This window comes from Ruegeria sp. THAF57 (assembly GCF_903914075.1).
Classification (GTDB): Bacteria; Pseudomonadota; Alphaproteobacteria; order Rhodobacterales; family Rhodobacteraceae; genus Ruegeria.
Genome location: NZ_CAIWNQ010000008.1, coordinates 80,214 through 100,640, shown reverse-complemented (window position 1 = coordinate 100,640; position 20,427 = coordinate 80,214). Strand labels below are relative to the sequence as shown.

At 58.6% G+C, this 20,427-nt stretch carries 24 protein-coding genes and 1 pseudogene; 14 read left to right on the top strand and 11 right to left on the bottom strand.

Annotation, left to right across the window (positions count from 1 at the left end):
- The 4 genes from flgK to RUESEDTHA_RS17205 form a co-directional block, all read right to left on the bottom strand.
- Nucleotides 1–1,452 carry a flagellar hook-associated protein FlgK gene (flgK, locus tag RUESEDTHA_RS17220; protein WP_180887917.1) on the bottom strand — a complete coding sequence of 484 codons (1,452 nt, stop codon included), beginning with the start codon at nucleotides 1,450–1,452 and terminating at the stop codon, nucleotides 1–3.
- 33 nt (nucleotides 1,453–1,485) lie between these two features.
- Nucleotides 1,486–2,781, bottom strand: coding sequence for a flagellar hook protein FlgE (locus RUESEDTHA_RS17215; RefSeq protein ID WP_180887916.1), 1,296 nt, complete (start codon nucleotides 2,779–2,781; stop codon nucleotides 1,486–1,488).
- A gap of 97 nt (nucleotides 2,782–2,878) precedes the next feature.
- Nucleotides 2,879–3,715, bottom strand: a complete 837-nt coding sequence (locus RUESEDTHA_RS17210; protein ID WP_180887915.1) for a flagellar motor protein MotB — start codon at nucleotides 3,713–3,715, stop codon at nucleotides 2,879–2,881.
- 84 nt (nucleotides 3,716–3,799) lie between these two features.
- Complete coding sequence (locus RUESEDTHA_RS17205; RefSeq protein ID WP_180887914.1) at nucleotides 3,800–5,140, bottom strand: FliI/YscN family ATPase; 1,341 nt, start codon at nucleotides 5,138–5,140, stop codon at nucleotides 3,800–3,802.
- Between the two features lie 87 nt (nucleotides 5,141–5,227).
- Here RUESEDTHA_RS17205 and RUESEDTHA_RS17200 point away from each other — a divergent pair, with 87 nt between their 5' ends.
- The 9 genes from RUESEDTHA_RS17200 to RUESEDTHA_RS17160 are packed head-to-tail and all read left to right on the top strand — an operon-like array spanning nucleotide 5,228 to nucleotide 9,785.
- Nucleotides 5,228–5,614: a FlgB family protein gene (locus tag RUESEDTHA_RS17200; RefSeq protein WP_180887998.1), complete on the top strand. Its 387-nt coding sequence runs from the start codon at nucleotides 5,228–5,230 to the stop codon at nucleotides 5,612–5,614.
- 12 nt (nucleotides 5,615–5,626) lie between these two features.
- Nucleotides 5,627–6,013 carry a flagellar basal body rod protein FlgC gene (gene flgC, locus RUESEDTHA_RS17195; RefSeq protein ID WP_180887913.1) on the top strand — a complete coding sequence of 129 codons (387 nt, stop codon included), beginning with the start codon at nucleotides 5,627–5,629 and terminating at the stop codon, nucleotides 6,011–6,013.
- Nucleotides 6,014–6,024: 11 nt separating this feature from the next.
- The gene (gene fliE, locus RUESEDTHA_RS17190) at nucleotides 6,025–6,315 is read left to right on the top strand and encodes a flagellar hook-basal body complex protein FliE (RefSeq protein WP_180887912.1); all 291 of its coding nucleotides are present in this window, start codon (nucleotides 6,025–6,027) and stop codon (nucleotides 6,313–6,315) included.
- Nucleotides 6,316–6,319: 4 nt separating this feature from the next.
- Nucleotides 6,320–6,592 (top strand): flagellar biosynthetic protein FliQ, encoded by a 273-nt coding sequence (locus tag RUESEDTHA_RS17185; protein ID WP_170353788.1) that lies wholly within the window; start codon nucleotides 6,320–6,322, stop codon nucleotides 6,590–6,592.
- Entirely contained in the window at nucleotides 6,592–7,302 is a 711-nt protein-coding gene (locus tag RUESEDTHA_RS17180) for a flagellar hook-basal body complex protein (protein ID WP_180887911.1), read from the top strand. Before RUESEDTHA_RS17185 ends, RUESEDTHA_RS17180 begins: the two co-directional genes overlap by 1 nt.
- Before the next feature lie 19 nt (nucleotides 7,303–7,321).
- On the top strand, nucleotides 7,322–8,107 hold the full coding sequence (gene flgG / locus RUESEDTHA_RS17175; RefSeq protein ID WP_180887910.1) for a flagellar basal-body rod protein FlgG: 786 nt from the start codon (nucleotides 7,322–7,324) through the stop codon (nucleotides 8,105–8,107).
- The gene (gene flgA, locus RUESEDTHA_RS17170; RefSeq protein ID WP_180887909.1) at nucleotides 8,107–8,517 is read left to right on the top strand and encodes a flagellar basal body P-ring formation chaperone FlgA; all 411 of its coding nucleotides are present in this window, start codon (nucleotides 8,107–8,109) and stop codon (nucleotides 8,515–8,517) included. Before flgG ends, flgA begins: the two co-directional genes overlap by 1 nt.
- Nucleotides 8,517–9,248 carry a flagellar basal body L-ring protein FlgH gene (flgH, locus tag RUESEDTHA_RS17165; protein ID WP_370456810.1) on the top strand — a complete coding sequence of 244 codons (732 nt, stop codon included), beginning with the start codon at nucleotides 8,517–8,519 and terminating at the stop codon, nucleotides 9,246–9,248. Before flgA ends, flgH begins: the two co-directional genes overlap by 1 nt.
- A 9-nt stretch (nucleotides 9,249–9,257) precedes the next feature.
- Nucleotides 9,258–9,785, top strand: coding sequence for a flagellar basal body-associated FliL family protein (locus RUESEDTHA_RS17160; RefSeq protein WP_180887907.1), 528 nt, complete (start codon nucleotides 9,258–9,260; stop codon nucleotides 9,783–9,785).
- Nucleotides 9,786–9,819: 34 nt separating this feature from the next.
- Here RUESEDTHA_RS17160 and RUESEDTHA_RS17155 read toward each other — a convergent pair whose 3' ends face one another.
- The 7 genes and pseudogenes from RUESEDTHA_RS17155 to RUESEDTHA_RS17125 all read right to left on the bottom strand — a co-directional run bounded on the left by RUESEDTHA_RS17155 (nucleotide 9,820) and on the right by RUESEDTHA_RS17125 (nucleotide 16,604).
- The gene (locus RUESEDTHA_RS17155) at nucleotides 9,820–10,200 is read right to left on the bottom strand and encodes a hypothetical protein (RefSeq protein ID WP_180887906.1); all 381 of its coding nucleotides are present in this window, start codon (nucleotides 10,198–10,200) and stop codon (nucleotides 9,820–9,822) included.
- Entirely contained in the window at nucleotides 10,200–11,285 is a 1,086-nt protein-coding gene (locus tag RUESEDTHA_RS17150; RefSeq protein ID WP_180887905.1) for a flagellar biosynthesis protein FlhB, read from the bottom strand. The genes RUESEDTHA_RS17155 and RUESEDTHA_RS17150 overlap by 1 nt, the downstream gene beginning before the upstream one ends.
- Nucleotides 11,282–12,055: a flagellar biosynthetic protein FliR gene (locus RUESEDTHA_RS17145; RefSeq protein ID WP_180887904.1), complete on the bottom strand. Its 774-nt coding sequence runs from the start codon at nucleotides 12,053–12,055 to the stop codon at nucleotides 11,282–11,284. Before RUESEDTHA_RS17145 ends, RUESEDTHA_RS17150 begins: the two co-directional genes overlap by 4 nt.
- Nucleotides 12,052–14,079: pseudogene (gene flhA / locus RUESEDTHA_RS17140) on the bottom strand (flagellar biosynthesis protein FlhA). The gene RUESEDTHA_RS17145 and the pseudogene flhA overlap by 4 nt, the downstream one beginning before the upstream one ends.
- Nucleotides 14,080–14,148: 69 nt before the next feature.
- The gene (locus tag RUESEDTHA_RS17135) at nucleotides 14,149–14,835 is read right to left on the bottom strand and encodes a transglycosylase SLT domain-containing protein (RefSeq protein WP_180887903.1); all 687 of its coding nucleotides are present in this window, start codon (nucleotides 14,833–14,835) and stop codon (nucleotides 14,149–14,151) included.
- 73 nt (nucleotides 14,836–14,908) lie between these two features.
- Nucleotides 14,909–15,337: an Lrp/AsnC family transcriptional regulator gene (locus tag RUESEDTHA_RS17130; protein WP_171125918.1), complete on the bottom strand. Its 429-nt coding sequence runs from the start codon at nucleotides 15,335–15,337 to the stop codon at nucleotides 14,909–14,911.
- A gap of 34 nt (nucleotides 15,338–15,371) precedes the next feature.
- Complete coding sequence (locus RUESEDTHA_RS17125; RefSeq protein WP_180887902.1) at nucleotides 15,372–16,604, bottom strand: MFS transporter; 1,233 nt, start codon at nucleotides 16,602–16,604, stop codon at nucleotides 15,372–15,374.
- A gap of 186 nt (nucleotides 16,605–16,790) precedes the next feature.
- Here RUESEDTHA_RS17125 and RUESEDTHA_RS17120 point away from each other — a divergent pair, with 186 nt between their 5' ends.
- From RUESEDTHA_RS17120 to lptB, 5 genes are read left to right on the top strand one after another with little or no spacing between them, the layout of a single operon-like run.
- Nucleotides 16,791–17,405, top strand: coding sequence for a ribonuclease D (locus tag RUESEDTHA_RS17120; protein WP_180887901.1), 615 nt, complete (start codon nucleotides 16,791–16,793; stop codon nucleotides 17,403–17,405).
- Nucleotides 17,402–18,370, top strand: coding sequence for an SIS domain-containing protein (locus tag RUESEDTHA_RS17115; protein WP_180887900.1), 969 nt, complete (start codon nucleotides 17,402–17,404; stop codon nucleotides 18,368–18,370). The genes RUESEDTHA_RS17120 and RUESEDTHA_RS17115 overlap by 4 nt, the downstream gene beginning before the upstream one ends.
- A gap of 12 nt (nucleotides 18,371–18,382) precedes the next feature.
- A complete protein-coding gene (gene lptC / locus RUESEDTHA_RS17110; protein ID WP_180887899.1) occupies nucleotides 18,383–18,982 on the top strand; it encodes an LPS export ABC transporter periplasmic protein LptC in 600 nt (199 codons plus the stop codon).
- Between the two features lie 3 nt (nucleotides 18,983–18,985).
- Complete coding sequence (locus RUESEDTHA_RS17105; RefSeq protein WP_180887898.1) at nucleotides 18,986–19,477, top strand: LptA/OstA family protein; 492 nt, start codon at nucleotides 18,986–18,988, stop codon at nucleotides 19,475–19,477.
- A complete protein-coding gene (lptB, locus tag RUESEDTHA_RS17100; protein ID WP_171125929.1) occupies nucleotides 19,477–20,235 on the top strand; it encodes an LPS export ABC transporter ATP-binding protein in 759 nt (252 codons plus the stop codon). The genes RUESEDTHA_RS17105 and lptB overlap by 1 nt, the downstream gene beginning before the upstream one ends.
- The last annotated feature ends 192 nt before the right edge of the window (nucleotides 20,236–20,427 follow it).

Sequence of the window (20,427 nt, the reverse complement as noted above, 5' to 3'; positions counted from 1 at the left end):
TCACAACCTCAATAGTGTGTCCATGAGTTCATCCACGACCGAAATCAGCCGCGCGTTCGCGGCGTAGATTTGTTCGACCTGCATCAAGCGCTGCAATTCCTGATCGGTGTCCACGCCCTGTTCCGCTTCGATCCTGGTCATTTCCAACTGGTTGCTATTTGCAAAAACTAGACGTTGGCTGGCGGCATGCGCCTTGGCCCCAAACTTGGACAGAAGCGCTTCGGTCAGGTCGGCCGCGCGCATGTCGCCGCTGCCGAAAATTGAACCCGGTATTGGTCGCGCCTCGTTGAGGGTGGCACCAAAAGCACGCAGTTGAGTGGCATCTCCGGGATCGCCCGCGGTTGCGGCCGCCAAACCAGTGCGCAAACGCCAGCTTTGACCGCCAGCGTCCGGACCAACGATTGCGTTCAAGCTGATGCGCGAGGCAAGACCATCCGGGGCAGCAGGGTCAAGGCGGTTTCCGGCATCCGTGAACAGGCCGGGATCTGTGGCCGTTACCGTCGGGTCCAGACCGGGAACCTCGAACCGTTCGATCAGATCGCGTGCGACCGTGTCGAGGTTGGTTTGCGCTTCAGCGGACAGTTCATCGCGGATGTGAAACTGCGCCGCCAACGAACCACCACGAATTTGCGCGCTGTCGCCAAGCGTTCGCACCGGATTGCCATTCATAGTCAGACCAGACAGCAAGCCATTCGCCGCTGTCATATGAGGTTTTGTGTCCCCGGTGGTCGTAAATGAAAACTCAGCCGCTGTCCCCTCCAGCAGGATCAATCCGCCATGCGAGTAAATCGACACCTGATCATTTGCTCGGGGAACGACATTGACCGAGATAAGCGTATTCACCTGGTCGATCAGGACTTGGCGCTGATCCAGCAACGCTCCGATCTCTGCGCCTGCGTGTTTCACGGCAGGTATCTTGGCGTTTAGCTTTTCTATGTCCTGAAGGGTTTGATTCAGGGTGTCCACGTTTTTGCCGATTGTGCGATCCGCGTCTGACCGCAACTGTCGCAACCCCTCGGACGCAGCGTTGAGGCCATGCACAAGATCATTCCCGGTCCGCACGACCTGATCCAGCCGTTCGGAAGAGTCCGGCAAGCTGGCGGCTGTGATCAGGCTGCTGTCAAACTCTGCCAGCCTGACAGCAAGAGAGGTTGGATCATCCGCACCGCCGACCAGACTTTCCAGCCTGGTATGAAAGTCCGAAATCTTTGCCTGGTGCGCCAGGTCTGCGTCCGCAGTGCGACGGTTGGCTGTAAGGACAGGGTCATGGTGGCGAACCACCCCGACCGAGCGCACCCCGTGACCCGAGATCGTGTTGGTCGCCAGTTCAAGGGACCGCCGGGCATATCCGGGGGTCAGTGCGTTCGCGATGTTCTCGGACACCACAGACGCACCGCGGCTGGCAGCCGTCAGCCCCCCGATGGCGTTGTTCAAGGCCGTCGACATGTTCATGATTCAGGTCCTTCCTAAATGTTCACGCCCAAATCAGCGTTTGATGTTGGTGGTTTCCTGCAGCATCTCATCGACGGTCTGGATCACCTTTGCGCTGGACGAATAGGCTCGCTGTGTCTGGATCATTGATGTCAGCTCGGTCGCTACATCTGTTGTCGATTCTTCGCGCGCAAAAGACACAAGATCACCGGTCGGGCCTTCGCCTGCGTTCCACAGAAAGAATGTTCCGCTTTCACGTGATGGCGCGTATGTCTGGCTGTCCAGAGCAGTCAGGCCATTTGGATTTGGGACATCCGCCAGCGGGATTTGGAACATGCGGCGGCTGACCCCGGTGTCGTAAAAGGCGTAGACATAGCCATTCTCATCAACCTGAACACTCGTCATCGTGCCGACCGCAGACCCGTCACGGGTGATGGATACCGGCGCAAACGTATCGGAAAGCTGGGTGATCCCGTCTGCATCGCCGATCTGGCCGATGTTGATTTCCATAGGGCCGCCAGCCACGTTCACGACCAAACTACCGGTCGCCGGGTCATAGGCGCCACCAGATACGGCGGCAACGCTTGCCAGCGTTCCACCTGCGGTTCGGTTATCCGTAAAGGTCAGAGTGTATTCGCCGATCACAGCGCCCCCCGACGCCGAGTCGCGCAGGATCATCATCCACTCATTGCTGGACCCGACTGCTGGAACGGCTGGCACCAGTTCGATATCAACGCTTTCTGATTTGCCGAGATTGTTGAAATACTCGACCGAAAGCGGCTGAGTGTCTCCGGGCGCGCCGGCATCCGTTGCCGTTGCGGGCAGGTTCATGCGGAGGTTCATCTGAGTGGTCGGAGCGCCAGACAACTGATTCACGCTGAGCTGGATTGGCTCAAGCGCGGCAGGCGTGTCGCGCGGCACGGCCGGGATCGTGCCATTCGCTGCAGCGCGCCACCCCAACAAGACAAGACCGGACTCGGTTACCAGATATCCTTCGTCATTCGTGCGAAACGACCCCGTGGTCGTCAGAAGCATCTCGTTTGATCCCCCCGCGATCTGCGAGCTTGGTCGCACGGGCAACATACCGCGTCCGCGCACGGCTAGGTCGGTCGAATTATTGGTTGTGACCAGCGAGCCGCGCTGGTCGATCAGACGCTGGCTTGTCGTCCGCACGCCACCTGCCGAGTAGCTTCCGCCCTGACCTGACGTGACCATCGAGTGAAAATCGGTTTCAACCCGCTTGTATCCGAAGGTCGACGAATTCGCGATGTTGTCGGATATGGTCGCAAGCCGGTTGGCGTTCGCCTTCAATGCGGCCACACCAGCGTTCAGCGATGAGGAAATGGTCATTGGCACGCCCTTCTGTTGCGTCAATCGTTCATGCAACAGCTAACGCGCCATGCCTTAACAACGCGCTAACAGGTAAAATGCGTCCTATCCTTTTGCTTTATGGGGTTCGGAGAAAGATGATCTCTATGCGGTTGTTGCGGGCGGTCATTGGGTTTTTGTGAACCAGTTCCCGGTCGGCATGCCCGGTGACGCGGTCCAACCGAGTCGCTGAAACGCCCTTGCTCTGCAACATTCTGCGCACCGTTTGCGCGCGGGCCGTGGACACGTCCCAAACCGGGTTATGCGCCAAAACGATCGGCCACGCCCTGACATGCCCTTCGACCGCAATGGCGTTTGTGACCAGATCCGAGGATCGCGCCACCTGCAACATAAGTGCCCGCATTATGGCCGTCGGGGTATCGGTGCCCGGCTCGAACAACCGCTGGTCTTCGGTATCGAAAAGCTCGACCACCAACCCTTCGTCGGTGACGCGCGTCACGATGTGCTGTAGGGCTTTCAGGGACACCATGCTTTCGCCTGTGCGCCCCAATAGGTGATCCTCAAGGGTCGAGAACTCCTCGGCTGCTTCCCTGCCGCCCTCCGCGTCCACCCCAATTGAACCGCGTGCCTGTCGCGCGACGGTTGGGCTACGGTTGCTGGCTCCAGACCCGTCCATGACCATCGTCTTTTCCGAGAACATGTTGTTGCCGCCAAACGCGCCGTCGCCTCCGCCTGACACGGGGTTCACGGGAACGGTCGGCGAAAAGTAATCTGCCAGCCCTTTGCGTTGTTTTTCCGTCGTTGCATTCAGCAGCCACATCAACATGAAGAACGCCATCATGGCCGTGACAAAGTCGGCATATGCGACTTTCCACGCGCCGCCGTGGTGGCCATCGCCACCTGACACACGTTTCTTCTTGATGATGATTGGCGCCGCATTGGATTGCGCACCCATCTCCATCACCTTTTTTTATCACCCGATTACAGGGGTAGCCGGGCAGGTCTTAAGGTGGGCTTAACACTTAAAACTGTTCAGATTTCATTGCCGCGTCAGCGTGGACCCGGCCCGTTGCAGGATCAGTTGCAAATGGTTGAAGCTGTTCTTGATTCCATCCGGTTCGGGTTTGGCAAAGAAGGCATCCAATTCCTCATGCACGCGCACGGCCCGATCCAGCAGCGGGTCCGCGCCCTCGGAATACAGCCCCGCCTTGATCATCACCTCGGATTGCTCATAGCTGCCGACCAGCTTGCGGGCCTCCGCGATCATGCGGTTTTCATCTTGGGTCGCGGCACCGGGCAGGCTGCGCGAGACCGAGCGGCTGAGGTCGATGGCCGGGAATCGCCCGCGCTCGGCAATGTCGCGGCTCAGAACAATGTGGCCGTCCAGCACGCCGCGCAGGATGTCGGCCACGGGCTCGTCCATGTCAGATCCGGCCACCAGAACGCTGAACACGGCGGTGATATCGCCTTGATCCGCTGTCCCCGGTCCGGCCCGTTCGCACAGACCGGCGATCAGCGGCGTGACCGACGGAGGAAAACCGCGCAGCGACGGGGATTCGCCCATGGCAACGGCGATTTCGCGGTGGGCCTCAGCAAATCGAGTGACCGAATCGGCCAGGAACAACACGTTCAGCCCCTGTTCGCGTAGACATTCGGCCACCGCCATCGCCGACCAGGCACAGCGCCGGCGCGCCAAGGCCGACTGATCCGAGGTTGCGGCCACCACAACCGACCGCTTCATCCCCGCGGCCCCAAGCGCGTGTTCGACGAATTCATTCACTTCGCGCCCACGCTCACCAACCAGCGCAACCACCACCGCATCCGCCTGCATCGACTTGGCCAGCGTGGCCAGCAGCGTCGATTTGCCGACACCCGATCCCGCGAACAGCCCCACGCGCTGCCCCTGAACCACCGGCAACATTGTGTTTAGCATGGCCAATCCGGTCTCCATCCGCGCGCCCAGCGGTTTGCGGGTGACGGCGGGAGGCGGTGCCTGCATGATGTCGCGCTCCTGCGTGCCGGGAAGCAGAGGCTTGCCGTCCAGCGGATTACCGAACGGATCGACCACCCGCCCCAACCAATGCATCGCAGGCGCAAAGGCCGGGGTTTGATCTAGAATCACCCGGTCGCCCAGACAAACACCATCGGGCGCGGTTGCGGGCATCATATGAATCAGATCCGATTCGACATGCAGCACCTCTCCGGCCAGATCAGGGCCTCTGCGCCGCCGCAAGGTCAGGTGATCTCCGATCCGCGCCGGCCCCTCAAGCCCTTGAATTTCAACGACTCCACGCGCCACGCTGGACACGCACCCCATATGGCGTACGGCGGAAAGACGGTCGAATTCGCATTTCAGAAGCATCGGGTCGAGATCAGACATCGTGGGTTCTCCAACGGGTTTCTGAAAACGGTTTCTAAAGGAATCGGGGTTAAGCCTTGATTGAAATTGATCGAGGGAGAAGCCCCGATGTTCTATGACCTGAACGTCTTTAAGACAGCGCACGCAATGGCAACCCATGCCGGGCAACGGCAGGCTGTGATTGCGCGCAACATGGCCAATGCGGATACGCCGGGCTACCAGCCCCGCGACCTTGAGGCCTTTCAAAAAACATTTGAAATGACCGGGCGCGTGGGGGCGATGACTGTCACGCGCGCTGGGCATCTGAACGGAAACAACGCGTCACAGCCCTGGGCTGAATATGACGTCGCGCCCTCGGGTGATCCAAATGGCAACGGTGTTTCTGTCGAGGAAGAGATGTTCAAGGCGGTCGAGGTCAAGCGCCAGCATGACCGCGCGCTGACCATCTACAAATCCTCGATGAACATCCTGCGCACCAGCCTTGGCCGGTCATAAGGAGGCAGTGAGATGAGCGATTTTTCCCATTCCCTTGCTGCCTCGACCAGTGCCCTGCGCGCGCAATCGGCGCGTCTGCGGCACGTGTCCGAGAATATCTCGAACGCCGATACGCCGGGCTATCGCCGCAAGACTGTGCCGTTTGAAACCGCTCAGAAAGACGGGCGCGAAGTGGTTCAGACCGGGCGGGTCAAGCTAGACCGCCGCGACGCGTCGCGCGTCTATGATCCCGGTCATCCGATGGCGGATGAGACCGGTCATTATCGTGGCTCGAATGTCGACCTGATGATCGAGATCGCCGACGCCCGCGAGGCACAGCGCAGTTACGAAGCCAATCTCAAGATGTTCGACCAGACACGTCAGATGTCGTCGAGCCTGATGGAACTCCTCAGAAAATAAAGGACACCAGAATGGATATCCGAGCCCTCAATGCCGCCCAGAATTATGCCGGCGCACGCCCCGCAACGCAGGCTGATCCCGATCACGCCGGAATGGCGCAGGGATTGCGCAGCACGTTTCAGGATTTTGCCGCGACGCTGAAACAGTCCGAGGCTATTTCGCAGACCGCCATGACCGGTCAGGCCGACCCGCATGCGCTGGTGCAGGCGCTGGCGCAGACCGAACTGGCGGTCGAGACCGCCGTGGTGGTGCGCAACAAGGTGGTCGAAGCCTATCAGGAAATCCTGCGAATGCCGGTCTGACGAGATGCTGAGCGAAGGTCTGTTCTATGACATCGTGCGTCAGGCGCTGTGGGTCGCGGTGATCACCTCGGTCCCGATCCTGGCGGTGGCGCTGGTTTCGGGCCTGATTGTGGGCCTGTTCCAGGCGCTGACCTCGGTGCAGGAAATGACGCTGACCTTCGTGCCCAAGCTGATCGCCATCGTCATCGTGTTCTGGATTTCCATGGGCTTCATGACCCAGACGCTGGTGACGTTCTTCACCACAACCCTTGTCCCGCTGATCGCCGGAGGTCGCTGATGGATACCGCCTATACCACCTTGTCCCGCCAGTCGGGGCTGATGAATGAAATGCGGCTGGTGGCGAACAATATCGCCAGTGCCAACACCACCGGATATCGCGCACAGGGCTTGGTGTTTTCCGAGTTCGTGCGCGACATGCCCGGCAATCCCTCGCTGTCGATGGCACGGGCCGAAGTGCGCAATACGTCCCTGCAACAAGGGGTTTTGACTGAGACCGGAGGGGATTTCGATTTCGCCATCGAAGGCGATGGATTCTTCATGGTCGAGACCCCTAACGGCAATCGTCTGACGCGGGCGGGGGCGTTTTCCCCCAATGCGGATGGCGATCTGGTCACGATGGATGGCTACCGCGTATTGGACAGCAACGGCGCACCGGTTTTCATTCCGCCCGATGCGACCTCGATTGATGTGGGCAGTGATGGAACGCTCAGCGTGGATGGTCAGTTGCTGGGGCAGCTTGGCGTTTACCGGGTCGAAGACGCCAAAGCGCTGACTCGCGAAGGCAGCACTCAGTTCCGGGCCGAGGGTGAGGTCATCCCAGTGGAAAACCCGGTGATTGTGCATCGTTTCCTCGAAGGATCGAATGTAAACGCGATCGAGCAGGTCTCACGGCTGGTCGAAATCCAGCGCGCCTATGAACTGGGCCAAAGCTTTCTTGAAACCGAAGACGAACGGGTGCGGGGCGCGCTCAAGGCGTTGATGCGCTGACCCAAAAGGAGGATTTGATATGCGGGCTTTGAAAATCGCGGCGACCGGTATGACCGCGCAGCAAATGCGGGTTGAGACGATCTCGAACAACCTCGCGAATATGAACACCACCGGCTACAATGCGCGGCGGGCCGAGTTTGCGGATCTGCACTATCAACAGATGGCCCGGGCCGGGTCGGTAAATGCGAATGACGGCACGGTGCTGCCGACGGGCATTCAGCTTGGGCTTGGGGTGCGCCCTGCCGCAGTAACGGTGCAACTGGCGCAAGGTGCGCTGTCGGCCACCGGAAGCGATCTGGATGTGGCGATCGAAGGGCGCGGCTATCTTGAGGTGACGCTGCCCAACGGCCAATCCGCCTTTACCCGCGACGGCAGTCTCAAAAGGTCGGCCGAGGGTTTGATCGTCACGTCGGATGGGTTCGCGGTGGCCCCTGAGATTACCATTCCCGACGATGCCCGTTCCATTTCGATCAACGCATCGGGCGAAGTGTACGCCTATTTCGACGATGCGCCAGAAGGTCAGTTGCTTGGCGAATTCACGCTGGCCAGCTTTTCGAACGCCAAAGGATTGGAATCGATCGGCAGCAACCTGTTCAAAGAGACCGAAGCTTCGGGCGCTCCGGTCGTCGGCGCGCCGGGTGAGGACGGGCTGGGCACGCTGCGGCAGGGCTATCTTGAGGACAGCTCGGTCGATGCGGTGCGTGAAGTGACCGAACTGATCGAGGCGCAGCGCGGGTATGAGATGAACGCCAAGGTTATTTCCGCCGTCGATCAGATGATGGGCGCAACTACGCAGGTGCGGTAATGCGGCTAATGATCCTCTTACTTCTGCTTCCAACGCCAATTCTGGCGGACATCGTGGTGGCAACACGCACAATTCGGGCCAAGGAAATCATCGCGGCCAGCGACCTGGAGCTCAAGGCACAGGACGTAGACGGAGCAGTCGTAAGCAAAGAGGGGCTGGTCGGGCAAGAAGCACGCGTCGCCCTTTATCCCGGGCGGCCCATTCGCAAGGGCGACTTTGGGCCACCTGCGCTTGTGAATCGCAACGATCTGGTGGTGCTGGTATTCGATCGCCGCCCTCTTTCAATCACGGCCGAAGGTCGGGCTTTGGGCCGTGGTGCGGTTGGGGAGCGTATCCGGGTGATGAACTTGTCTTCGCGCACCACCGTATCAGGGCTTATTCGGGCCGACGGGCAAATCGAGGTTAAATGATGACGCAACTTTCAAAGTGTTTCCTGCTGGGTATTTTTGCCTTGTCTGCGTGCGGTCGTGTGGATCACCTGGGCAAACCACCCAGCTTTACGCCGAACGAAGATTCACCTGAACATGTGGCCATGCTGTGGCCGGGTTTGCCGCTGCATACGCAACCCCAACGCGCGGTCGACCAGTCTTCGCTGTGGAGCGGAGGGCAGCAATCGCTTTTGGGGGATCAGCGCGCAATCAAGAAGGGCGACATTCTGACAGTTGTCATCGAACTGGACGAAAAAGCAGAGATTTCCAACGATACAAACCGATCACGCAGCGGGTCCGAAAGACTTGAAGTGCCCGGCCTGTTTGGCCTGCCGCAGCGGGCTTCGGAACATTTGCCGGACGGTGCTTCGCTGGACGAAGCAGTGTCGATTGACTCGGCCTCGGTCAGTAAGGGCAAGGGATCGGTCAAGCGAAAGGAAAAGTTGACGCTGCGCGTTGCTGCCACCGTTGTGGATGTATTGCCGAACGGGGTTTTGTCCATCTCGGGGTCGCAGGAATTGCGGGTGAATTTTGAACTGAGAGAGCTTCTGGTCGCGGGTTATGTGCGCCCTCAGGACATCTCGCGTCAGAATGAGATCACCTATGACAAAATCGCTTCGGCCCGCGTGTCCTACGGAGGGCGTGGCCAGATCACGGATGTGCAGCAGTCCCGCTATGGGCAGCAGGTCCTGGATACACTTTTACCGTTTTGAGGTTTCATCGTGCTGAACAAGCTGATCCCTGTCGTTTTTTTGCTGGCCGGACTGGGTGCCGGAGTTGGGGCGGCAATTGCCCTTGCACCCAAAGCTGATCCCGAAGAGATGGCGCCGGATGATAAAGAACCCGCTTCCGAAGCCAAGTCTACGCTTGCAAAATCGAAAGATGCAAAGCCTCAAAAGAAGACGGGCAAGAAGGATCAGCCAGGCGATCTTGAATACTTGAAACTGTCGAAGCAGTTTGTCATCCCCGTGGTCGATGCTGATCGGATTGCCGCGATGGTCACGATGTCGCTGAGCCTGGAGGCTACCTCGGGCCAAAGCGACGGCTTCTACGCCATTGAACCCAAGCTGAGAGACAGGTTTCTGCAGGTCCTTTTTGATCATGCAAATACCGGCGGGTTTGATGGTAACTTTACCAGATCTGACAACCTGAGTGTTCTGCGTGAGGCGCTGTTGGACGCGGCGCGCAGGGAAATGGGGCCTGACGTGTCGGATATTCTGATCACAAGCGTTAACCGTCAGGATACCTGAGGGAACAGGTCGGGCCTGAACCAAACTTTGATCTTCAGGTTTGTTCTTTGAAAGCCGAACGTCGACGTTCCAAGGCCAAGCTGTCTGATAAATCAGCGATAGCGCGTTTGCGCCCAAACGCCTCGCGAAGCGCCTCCATCGCTGACAGCTTTTGGGATCTGATCCGTGCAAGCTCGATATTCAGGTCACGGCGCGTGGTGGCTTCCCAGCTATTCCATACGACATCGGCCCCTGTAGCCTGATACCCGTCGGAGCGGGTTGCAGTCTTTCGGGTTTGTTGTACCTGATCATCCAACCGCGCCAATTGTTTTTGAACACGCGCTTCCGCATCAAGGACCGGGCGCAGCGTCTGATATTCCCTCTGGAACACGGCCTCGGTGATTTGAATCAGACCCGACAAATCGTTGCGTTTCATCAAATTCGCCCCTTAGCACGTTGTCTCATATTCTCGGCGAACCGGATGGCGGCGGCCACGGGGCGGTAGTGGTCTTCTGAAATTTCCTGTCCGATTTCAACCGTGGCATGTATTGCGCGGGCAGTTGGCGGGTCCGAGTGAATCGGAACACCCGCCTCACCGGCCGCAGACCGGATCGCAGCCGCGACCGCGTCAACGCCCTTTGCCACACAGACCGGCGCAGCTCCCGGGGTGCGAGACCATTTCAGAGCGACCGCAAAATGGGTTGGATTGACGATCACGACATCTGCCTTTGGAACCTCGGCCATCATCTGGTTCGTAGCGATGTCCTGGGCGCGTCGACGGCGCTGTTGTTTCATGTGCGGATCACCCTCGGCATCCTTGTTTTCGTCCTGAATCTCTTTGCGGGACATGCGGTTCTTGCGCATGTGCTCTGCGTATTGCCATAGGTAATCCAAGACACCGATCGCCAGAGCCACAGCGATGACGATGAACAGAAACCAAAACAATAGGTTCATCATGAGCATGGTCGAAGACCGCGCAGGCGCTGCGCTGGTTGACAGGATTTCGCTGAGGTTCGCGCGCAAAAATAGGGTCAGACAGATGCCGTAGATCATCAGTTTCACAAAGCTTTTGGAAAATTCGAACAGGCCACCACGCCCAAACTTGTTCTTGGCGTTCGAGATCAGAGAGACACGCGAAAGTTTTGGTTTGAGTTTGCTGGGCGAAAAAATCAACGCGCGCTGGGTAATCAGACTCAGCAACACGGCTGCGGCGGGTAGCACGAATAAGATCGAAACCGACAATAAAGCGGTCTTCAGCAACCCACCCACCGAACTGGCCGCCGGGCCTTCGGTTATCAAAGGTGCCAGTGTGTCGGCTTGGTCGATCAGAACGACAAACAGGCTGCCCAAGTGTTGCAAGCCAAACTGACCGGCTGCAAACAATGCAATGAGAAACCCGGCATAAGCCGCTACGGCTGACAGGTCGTTGGACTTTGCAACCTCACCCTTGTCGCGCGCTTTTTGCAGCTTTTGCGGTGTCGGCTCGAAGGACTTGTCGCTGACGTCTTCTGCGTCGCTCATGGCAGGCCTACAAGCGGGTTTTGCATGGAGGCGAACAGGGCGCCGGACCAGACCGACAGGATCAACGGTGTGCCCGCGAACAGAAGGAACAGACCCGCGAAAGTGATGGCCGGTGCACCAACAAAGGCCACCATTAACTGCGGCATTGCCCGATTGATGACGCCCAGAGCGAGATTATAGATCAATGAGGCGATCACGAATGGCATGGCCAGGGCAAACGCCATGCCAAAGCTGCGCGTGATTTGCTGCACCCCCCAATAGGACAGGTCCTGTGGCAATGGGGCCGTGCCCATCGGAAACAAAGCGTAACTGTGAATCAGAAACTGAGCGACACGGACATGCAATCCAAGGATCACGGCCAGAGCCAACCCCGCAAGCGTCAGCAGATAACCTATTGCCGGGACCGGGTCCGCTGCCGCCCCTCCTAAAATCTGGGACAGGGACGTCGCTTGCGCAGCGATCGACCCGGCCGTTTGCAGAGCCAGAACAAACAGGCGCAGGCTTAGTCCCAAGACAACGCCGATCAAGATTTCGGTCAGGATGAAGCGCACCGCCAGGAACAGGTCCGGCTGGTTAAAATGGGCTGGCGCTGCAGGTGTGATGATCAGGGTAAAGGCCACCGAGATTCCCAGTTTGACGCGGGTTGGTATGCTGCGTTCGCCAAAGGCAGGCAGCAGCGAGACCATGGCGGACACACGCAGGAACACAGCAAACAGGTGCCACAGGCCGTCGCCCAGTTGCGGCAGCAGTTCGGGCGGCAGCGTAATCACGCGGGCACCGTGCCAACCAGCGCAGGGCGCGCTTCAAGACCGATCTCCTCGAAGGACAGAACGGGGTTGGAAACACCGCGCGCATGCATGATCGTGCGCAGCAGCCGCCGCCGTCTGGTCGAGGTCACGACTGCAGGGAAAAGCCCGTGATCGGCGGATTGCGAAACCGTGTCGACCACCCCATCGGCCAGCTTGTTGAACAGGTTTGGCGGCAGCGCCACATCCAGCCCCGCATTCGGCGTGTCGATCTGGTAGCTCGAGAACGTATCCTCCCACTCTGGGGCAAGCTGGATCAGAGGGATCGAGCCATCTTCGCGTTTCATTTCGGCCACGAGTTGAAAGCCCAGCCGTTGCCGGACCAACTCGCAAATACCTTCTGGCTGGGTGGTAGACAGGCGGGCTTCGGCCACGCTTTCCAGGATCAGCGCCATGTTGCGGATCGAGACACGCTCATCCAGCAACAACCGCAGCACCGCGTGCAACGTGTCGATCGGCACCTTGTCGGGGATCAGTTCATCCAGCAGTTTGCGGTTGGCCTCGGCCCTGACCGGATCGCTGAGGCGCGCCATCTCGGACAGCAGTCGTCGCAGCGATTTCAGCGTCAACAGGCGCGAGAAGTTCTGTTTGATGATCTCAAGCAAATGGGTGGCCAAAATCTCGGGTGGGGATACGATGGTGGCCCCGCTCATGGCCGCGGCCTCTTGATCTTTGGGCAGAATCCAACGGGCGGGGGCGCCATAGACAGGCTCGGTCACGTCGGTGCCTTCGGGCAGCATATCGCGGTCGTCCTGCACCAGTGCCAAAACCAGATCGGGGTTCAACTCGCCGCGCGCCTGTTCGACGCCGTGGACCTTGACGACATACGTGCCCATGGGCAGATCGGCGCGGTCGGTCAGGCGTATATCGGGCAGGATCAGACCAAAGGTCGAGGCCACATAGGCCCGCATATTGGCAATCCGCGCGTCCAGCCCGGTGCCGGGATTCAGAACCATGCTGACAAGGTCCGGTGAGAATTCCAAATGCACATCGTCAAGATCCAGAATGTCGCCTATGGCTTGGGAAACAGGCGTTTCATCCGAGGATTCGGGCGCGTGCGCCGTAGCCTCGTCTGCCTGTTGCTTGCGAAACACCGCATAAGCCGCATAGCCCAGCACGCAGGCCCCCAGGATAAAGGGCAGGAATGGCAGGCCTGGCACCAGCGCGAACAGCACCATTAGCATCGCCACCGTCGCCAACGCTGCCGGGTGCTTGCCCAGTTGCGAGAAGATCGCGTTGTCCGTCGCCCCTTGCGTGCCGCCGCGCGCCAGCAACAGGGCCGAAGCGATGGAGATGATGACTGCCGGGATTTGCGAGACCAACCCATCGCCCACGGTCAGGATGGCATAGGTTTCAAACGCCGAGGAAATCGGCATCCCATGCACGATCACCCCCATGATCAGACCCATCACAAGGTTCAGCAGGGTGATCAACAGACCGGCTATCGCATCGCCCTTGACGAATTTCGATGCCCCATCGAGCGAGCCAAAAAACGTCGTTTCCTGCTGTTCACGCTCGCGCCGTTCCTTGGCTTGATTGTGGTCAATCGCCCCTGCGGACATGTCGCTGTCGATAGCCAGTTGTTTTCCGGGCATACCATCCAGAGCAAACCGGGCGCCGACTTCGGCCATTCATGCCGCGCCTTTGGTGATCACCATGAAATTCACGATCAGCAGAACGCCAAAAACCACCAGTCCCAGAAAGATGCTGCCGCCCATGACGAAACTGGCGAACCCTTCAATCACGTCCCCGGCGGCATTTGATCCAGTGTGCCCCTGACCGATGATCAGCTTGGTCGAGGACACATTCAACGACAATCGCAACATCAACGAGGCCAGCAGGATTGTCGGAAAAGATGAGAAATCCAGGGGCCGCTCGATAAACAGCGTCAGGGTAAAGATCAGGATGGCAAGCGCAAAGGACGTCGCCAACCCCACATCCAGCACCCATGCGGGCATCGGCAGGATCATCATCACGATGACTGCCATTAAAGCAAGCGCCAGCAATACGGTCGGGGAAAACAGGGAGCGGACGTCAATTCTAGGCACGGTGCGCTCCTAGTTGAACGAGATAAAAGCGGCTGGAGCGCCGTTTGTGGGAACTAAAGACCCAAGCGTGTTTGGTGCGGGGTTGCCAACAGGCATCGGGATCAGCGGTGCCGCAGCCCCCAAGAGAGGATCGTTTGCTGCCAGAACGGTTTCCGGGTCGTGTTTCAGTTCGGCGCGCATTTTCCTGAACCGACCGGAATAGGCCGCGGCCAGATCAGGTGTGCGAGAATGATACGCCCCGGCTGCGGCGGTCCAGGATCCGAGTTCAGCGTATAAGTCCTTGAGGAAGCGGGCGGCGTAGTCGGCGCTTTCCCGGGGATCGAACATGGCGTCAATGGATCGGAACGCCTTGCCGTGCCAGCGATAGTTGATTTGGAAGCATCCGATATCAAAGCTGCGTTTGCCTGCTTTGAAGATGTTGAAAATGTAAGACTTCGCCTCAACCTCGGAATTGAACCAGAAACCCCGCCCTTCGACATTGATGGTCCACGGCCACGGGGCGATTTGGCTGTCCAGTGTGCGTCCGGTTTCGACCCGAGTTATGGCGCGCATGACGTCAATCGGGACATCGTGTGACAGCGCAGCGCGCCGCGCCGCGCGATCACAGAGCGCTGCCGTTTGGGGGGAAGCTACAGCGATCGCCGCTTGCGCAACGCACAACGCAAAAGCCAGTCCAAGGATCGTTCGATTGGGCATTCTGCCGGTCCGGGATTCTGATCAGTCCGGGCCAAGCTAGCTGTGCGAGGGTTTACAGACAGTTATCGGCTGTTCAGATTCGGTCGATCCTGCGCCCGAATACAACGCTGGTATTGGTTCGAAGGACGCCCGGGATCTTGGCGAGGTCATCGACCAGAATATCCAGATCCTCGATCCGGGGGGCCTCGGCCGACAGCAGCAGGTCGAACTCGCCATTGATTGACAGGCACAGTTTGACTTCGGGGTAGGCTTCCAGCCGCTTGATAATGCGCGTGGTTTCTTTCTGCTGCACTTCAAGCAAAACAACAACCTGAACGCGTGGGGCATCTTCGGGGGTATTCAGCACCACGGAATACCCGGCGATCACGCCGCGTTCTTCCATGCGATTGATGCGTTCATGCACCGTGGTTCGTGCCACGCCAAGCTTCGCTGCGATCCGAGTGGTTGAATCGCGAGCGTTGTGTTGAAGGGCGGCGATGATGCGGCGGTCAAGTTGATCCATGGTTCAAAGGTGTAGTGCAGAGTTGCGCTGTTGCTCAAGGCTTGTGAAGGTGTTCTTTGGAAACGGCTTTCCTGCCCTCGGTGGGCCATAACAGAACCGCCAGTGCCAGTCCCAAAATCGCAGCGAACGCCATCCAGCCCAAGGCATGAGTTATGCCTTTGACCGTCATCAGCCAGCCCGCCAGCGGATAAAGCACCAACCAGCAGGCATGGGATAGGGTGAACTGCGCGGCAAATACGGCCGGGCGGTCCTCGGGCGGGGCAGACCGTGTCAACAACCGGCCGGATGGCGTAAGGGTCGCCGAATATCCGAACCCGACGCATACCCAGGTCAGGATCAGCGTCGGCAGCGTGATTTGGCCCCCAATGGACAACGCTGCCCCCATCGCCATGGAAAAGGTGCCAAAGATTGCTCCCGTCAGCATGACCCTGCGATCCCGGAACCTGGTCAGCAGCGCAGGCAGGACAAATGCGGCCAGCATCGAACCGCCCCCGAATCCGGCAAGTGCAATGGCTACGGCGCTTTCCGATAAACCCAAATTGGCCCGGACGATCACGACCGTGTTCACGATAACCATCGCGCTTAGCGATGCAGCGGCCCAGCTCAGTGCCAGTAACCCGCGCAGGCGGGGTGTCTCCAGAAATAAACGGATGCCGCGCGTCGTGCGGTCATACACCCCGCGGGGTTTTGTCGGTTTGGGCGAGGGCAGGACAACCGAAGTTACCAGAAGGGCCGACGCGACAAACCCAAGACCCGTTCCCCAAAACAGACTGTCGAAACTTACGATTGTCAGCAATAGCGCGGCCAGCATCGGGCTGACCACGCTTTCAAGATCGTAAGCCAAACGCGAAAGCGACAGAGCTTTGGTATAGTCTTGCTCATCTGTAAGAACGTCCGGAATCGTCGCTTGAAAGGTCGGTGTGAACCCAGCAGAGGCAGATTGAAGGACAAAGATCAGCAAATAGACCTGCCAGATTTCCGTTACGAAGGGCAGGCACATCGCAACGGCAGCGCGAACCACGTCCAAGGCGACCAGCATCCGCCGCCGGTCCAGCTTTTCGGCGAAAGCGGCGGCAATCGGCGCAACCACCACATAAGCGACCATTTTGATGGTCAGGGCCGTGCCAAGCACCAAACCGGCGGCCTCACCGGCAAGCTCAAACGCCAAAAGACCCAAAGCAACGGTTGCCAATCCGGTTCCGGTCAGCGCCACGATCTGCGCGGCCAGTAAATGGCGGTAAACCCGGTTTCGCAGGATGCTGAGCATCTGCAATGCCTTTCTTTTGCGCCCAATTGCTCTGACGGTGATGATGCCCGGTAAAGAACGCCATTTTCCAGTCAAACACGCAAGGGGCAAGAAACATGCGCATATTGGTCGCATTCCATGGATGGCGTTGAGTTTACGGGCCAAACCTCCTATCTCGGGGGCGATAAGGCACAAAGGAAGACCCCCGTGGCAAACCATCTTTATAAAAACGACCTGCCAGACGGGTTGGATCTGGGCCCTGTTGTGGCCATTGACTGTGAAACCATGGGATTGAACCCGCATCGTGACCGTCTGTGTGTGATCCAGATGTCCGGGGGGGATGGTGACAGCCATATTGTACAGGTTGAAAAAGGCCAGACCGCAGCGCCAAACCTGTGCGCCATGCTGGAAAACCCCGACGTGCTGAAACTGTTCCACTTTGGCCGCTTTGACATTGCCGCGCTGTTTCATACCTTTGGTGCGCTGGCCGCGCCGGTCTATTGCACCAAGATCGCCAGCCGTTTGGTGCGGACCTATACTGACCGCCACGGGCTGAAGAACCTGTGTCAGGAACTCATCGGTGTTGATATCTCGAAACAACAACAGATGAGTGACTGGGGCGCGGAAAACCTGACCGAGGCGCAGTTGGAGTATGCGGCCTCGGATGTGTTGTACCTGCACCGCCTACGCGAGGCGCTGGACGGGCGTTTGGCCCGCGAAGGCCGGACCGAGATGGCCCAGGCCTGTTTTGACTTCCTGCCGATGCGTGCGAAACTCGACCTCGCCGGTTGGCCCGAAACGGATATATTTGCGCACTCATGACCGATACCGAAGCTTTCCTGAAAACCGCGCGGCAAGTCGTCACTGACGAAGCCCGCGCGCTGGATGTTCTGGCCGAAGGCCTGGACGAACAATTTGCCGAAGCCGTGCAAATGATATTGCAGGCCAAGGGCCGAATTATCATCAGCGGCATCGGCAAATCGGGTCATATTGGCCACAAGATCGCGGCAACGCTGGCCAGCACCGGCACGCCCGCCTATTTCGTGCACCCCGCCGAGGCCAGCCATGGCGATCTGGGCATGGTGTCCAAAGGCGACGTGGTTCTGGCCATCTCGAACTCGGGTGAAGCGCCTGAACTTGCGAACCTGCTGGCCTTTACACGCCGTTTTGGTATCCCGCTGATCGGTCTGTCCAGCAAACCCGAAAGCACCTTGATGACACAGGCGGATGTGCACCTGTTGATCCCGTCGATGGGCGAGGCCTGTGGATTCGGCATGGTGCCTTCGATCTCGACCACGCTGACGTTGGCGATGGGTGATGCGCTGGCGATTGCGCTGATGAAGCATCGCGATTTCAAACCCGAGGATTTCCGCGCGTTTCATCCCGGCGGCAAATTGGGCGCGCAGTTGTCTTCTGTGCGCGATTTGATGCACACAGGCGACGCGCTGCCTCTGGTGGCGGCGGACACCGCGATGAGCGAGGCGTTAATCGTGATCAGCCAGAAAGGGTTCGGCGTTGCCGGCGTTACAGATGCGCAAGGTCAGCTGACCGGTATCATCACGGATGGCGACCTGAGGCGTCACATGGACGGACTTCTGGACAAGACAACCGCCGAAGTCATGACGGAAAGCCCGACCACGATCAGTCCCGATGCACTGGCGGAAGAAGCTGTTGCGATCATGAATGACCACAAGATCACTTCTTTATTCGTGGTTTCGCCTCACTCCGACGGCTCGGCCGAGGGGCTGCTGCACATTCACGACTGTCTGCGCGTCGGGCTGGGATAAGAGGGCGGATCTGTGGACAGTCATTCGCGCATGGTGCAATTCCTCAAGGTGTTGCTGCCACTGGCGGCCATTGTGCTGCTGTCCACCGTTTTCCTTTTGTCTCGCAGTATCGAAACCAACGTAACCGTGCCCTTTACGCAAAGAGATATCGAGGAACGGCTGGCAGATCAGGTCGTGACCCTGCCGAATTATCGCGGCACCACCCGCAAGGGCGAAGAGGTGCAAATCGAAGCGACAAAGGCGACGCAGGGGACCAAAAATTCGGTTCCGACAGCGTCTGATTTCAAGGGTCGGCTTGGTCTTTCGGATGGTGGCGTGATCACGCTGGACTCAAATTCCGGGATGATCCGCCCGGACAAGAATACGGCGACCTTTGTTGGCGATGTGGTCATAATTACAACAGACGGTATCAAGGTCACGACGGACCTTTTGAATACCGCGTTGGACGAAATCCGTGGTGATACACCGGGTCAGGTCGACGGAACGGGCATAATTGGCAACTTTTCCGCGGGCCGGATGACATTTGGGACTGAAAAAAAGGACGGGCCGGTCCATATTATTTTTACAGATGGCGTCAAGTTGGTGTATGAGCCGGAAAAAGCAGAAAGATAACCTGTGTTCGATTTTCGTTTAGCCATTGCGTGTTGTGCCCTTGTAGCCGGTGCTGTTTCAGCGACTGCGCAAGAGACACAGGTCGCGTTCGGGGCCGTCAAGGCAGACCCCAGCCTACCGGTTGAGGTGACGTCAGAAACGCTCAACGTGAATCAGGAAAACGGATCGGCCGAGTTTCAGGGCAATGTGATCGTAATCCAGGGCGAAATGCGCCTGACGGCCGAACGTGTTCTGGTCATCTACAACGAAGACCGGTCCGCGATTGAGCGCATGGAGGCGACCGAGGATGTCGTTTTGGTCAGCCCGCCGGACGCTGCGGAAGGGGACTGGGCGGAATACACCATCGACTCGGGCGTGATCGTCATGAAGGGCAATGTTCTGCTGACGCAGGGGCTAAGTACGATCAGTGGCGACCAGATGAACGCGAACCTTACGACCGGTACAGCGACGATGACGGGCAACGTCAAAACCATACTGCAGCAGGGGGCCAATTGATGGCCGGGCCGAGCCTGACTGTTGCCGAGGGCAACTCGGGCCTCAGAATTGAAAAACTGCGCAAGTCTTATCGCAAGAAAACGGTGATCCGGGACGTTTCCATGACGTTGGACCGGTCCGAAGTGGTGGCTCTTTTGGGGCCGAACGGATCGGGCAAGACGACGACATTCTATTCTGTGGCCGGGTTGGTGTTCCCCGAAGCGGGAACCGTCACGATTGACGGGCAGGTGGTCACGACTTTGCCGATGTACCGTCGCGCGCGTCTTGGTATCGGCTATCTGCCGCAGGAAATGTCGATTTTCCGCGGGATGAGTGTTGAGGACAACATCGCTTCGGTGCTGGATATCACTGTCAGTCACGCGCATCGCCGCAAGGAACGGCTGGAAGAGCTGCTGTCGGATTTCTCGATCGAACATCTGCGCCGCGCGCCCGCGCTGGCCCTGTCAGGTGGTGAGCGTCGTCGCGTCGAAATCGCGCGCTGCCTTGCAGCAGACCCCAAATATCTTCTGCTGGATGAACCATTTGCCGGCGTGGATCCGATCAGTGTGGGGGATATCCGCCATCTGGTCGCCGATCTGAAGAAACGTGGAATCGGCGTCTTGATAACCGACCACAATGTCCGCGAAACCCTCGAGATCGTGGATCGCGCCTATATTCTGCATGACGGTCAAGTCCTTATGTCCGGCACGCCGGACGAGGTGGTCGAAAATGAAAACGTGCGCCGCGTCTATTTGGGCGAAAACTTCCGAATTTCATAGGTTTGTGCAGGTCTGTGCCGACTGCATGGCGGAAATCGCGTATATACACACCTGTTTTGATTGACTCTTCCGCCGTCTCTTGCCTCAATTGGGGTATGGCATTTCTACGGTTCAATTCTGGATCACGATGCCCCTTCCCCGAAGGGTGCGCGGTTCGGTTACTGCGGAAATTGTCGATACCCCCCACCCGAT

Bases quoted from the DNA above. Each gene is read 5' to 3' on its own strand.
- flgK (WP_180887917.1), bottom strand. From the start codon at position 1,452: ATGAACATGTCGACGGCCTTGAACAACGCCATCGGGGGGCTGACGGCT.
- RUESEDTHA_RS17215 (WP_180887916.1), bottom strand. From the start codon at position 2,781: ATGACCATTTCCTCATCGCTGAACGCTGGTGTGGCCGCATTGAAGGCG.
- RUESEDTHA_RS17210 (WP_180887915.1), bottom strand. From the start codon at position 3,715: ATGGGTGCGCAATCCAATGCGGCGCCAATCATCATCAAGAAGAAACGT.
- RUESEDTHA_RS17205 (WP_180887914.1), bottom strand. From the start codon at position 5,140: ATGTCTGATCTCGACCCGATGCTTCTGAAATGCGAATTCGACCGTCTT.
- RUESEDTHA_RS17200 (WP_180887998.1), top strand. From the start codon at position 5,228: ATGTTCTATGACCTGAACGTCTTTAAGACAGCGCACGCAATGGCAACC.
- flgC (WP_180887913.1), top strand. From the start codon at position 5,627: ATGAGCGATTTTTCCCATTCCCTTGCTGCCTCGACCAGTGCCCTGCGC.
- fliE (WP_180887912.1), top strand. From the start codon at position 6,025: ATGGATATCCGAGCCCTCAATGCCGCCCAGAATTATGCCGGCGCACGC.
- RUESEDTHA_RS17185 (WP_170353788.1), top strand. From the start codon at position 6,320: ATGCTGAGCGAAGGTCTGTTCTATGACATCGTGCGTCAGGCGCTGTGG.
- RUESEDTHA_RS17180 (WP_180887911.1), top strand. From the start codon at position 6,592: ATGGATACCGCCTATACCACCTTGTCCCGCCAGTCGGGGCTGATGAAT.
- flgG (WP_180887910.1), top strand. From the start codon at position 7,322: ATGCGGGCTTTGAAAATCGCGGCGACCGGTATGACCGCGCAGCAAATG.
- flgA (WP_180887909.1), top strand. From the start codon at position 8,107: ATGCGGCTAATGATCCTCTTACTTCTGCTTCCAACGCCAATTCTGGCG.
- flgH (WP_370456810.1), top strand. From the start codon at position 8,517: ATGACGCAACTTTCAAAGTGTTTCCTGCTGGGTATTTTTGCCTTGTCT.
- RUESEDTHA_RS17155 (WP_180887906.1), bottom strand. From the start codon at position 10,200: ATGAAACGCAACGATTTGTCGGGTCTGATTCAAATCACCGAGGCCGTG.
- RUESEDTHA_RS17150 (WP_180887905.1), bottom strand. From the start codon at position 11,285: ATGAGCGACGCAGAAGACGTCAGCGACAAGTCCTTCGAGCCGACACCG.
- RUESEDTHA_RS17135 (WP_180887903.1), bottom strand. From the start codon at position 14,835: ATGCCCAATCGAACGATCCTTGGACTGGCTTTTGCGTTGTGCGTTGCG.
- RUESEDTHA_RS17130 (WP_171125918.1), bottom strand. From the start codon at position 15,337: ATGGATCAACTTGACCGCCGCATCATCGCCGCCCTTCAACACAACGCT.
- RUESEDTHA_RS17125 (WP_180887902.1), bottom strand. From the start codon at position 16,604: ATGCTCAGCATCCTGCGAAACCGGGTTTACCGCCATTTACTGGCCGCG.
- RUESEDTHA_RS17115 (WP_180887900.1), top strand. From the start codon at position 17,402: ATGACCGATACCGAAGCTTTCCTGAAAACCGCGCGGCAAGTCGTCACT.
- lptB (WP_171125929.1), top strand. From the start codon at position 19,477: ATGGCCGGGCCGAGCCTGACTGTTGCCGAGGGCAACTCGGGCCTCAGA.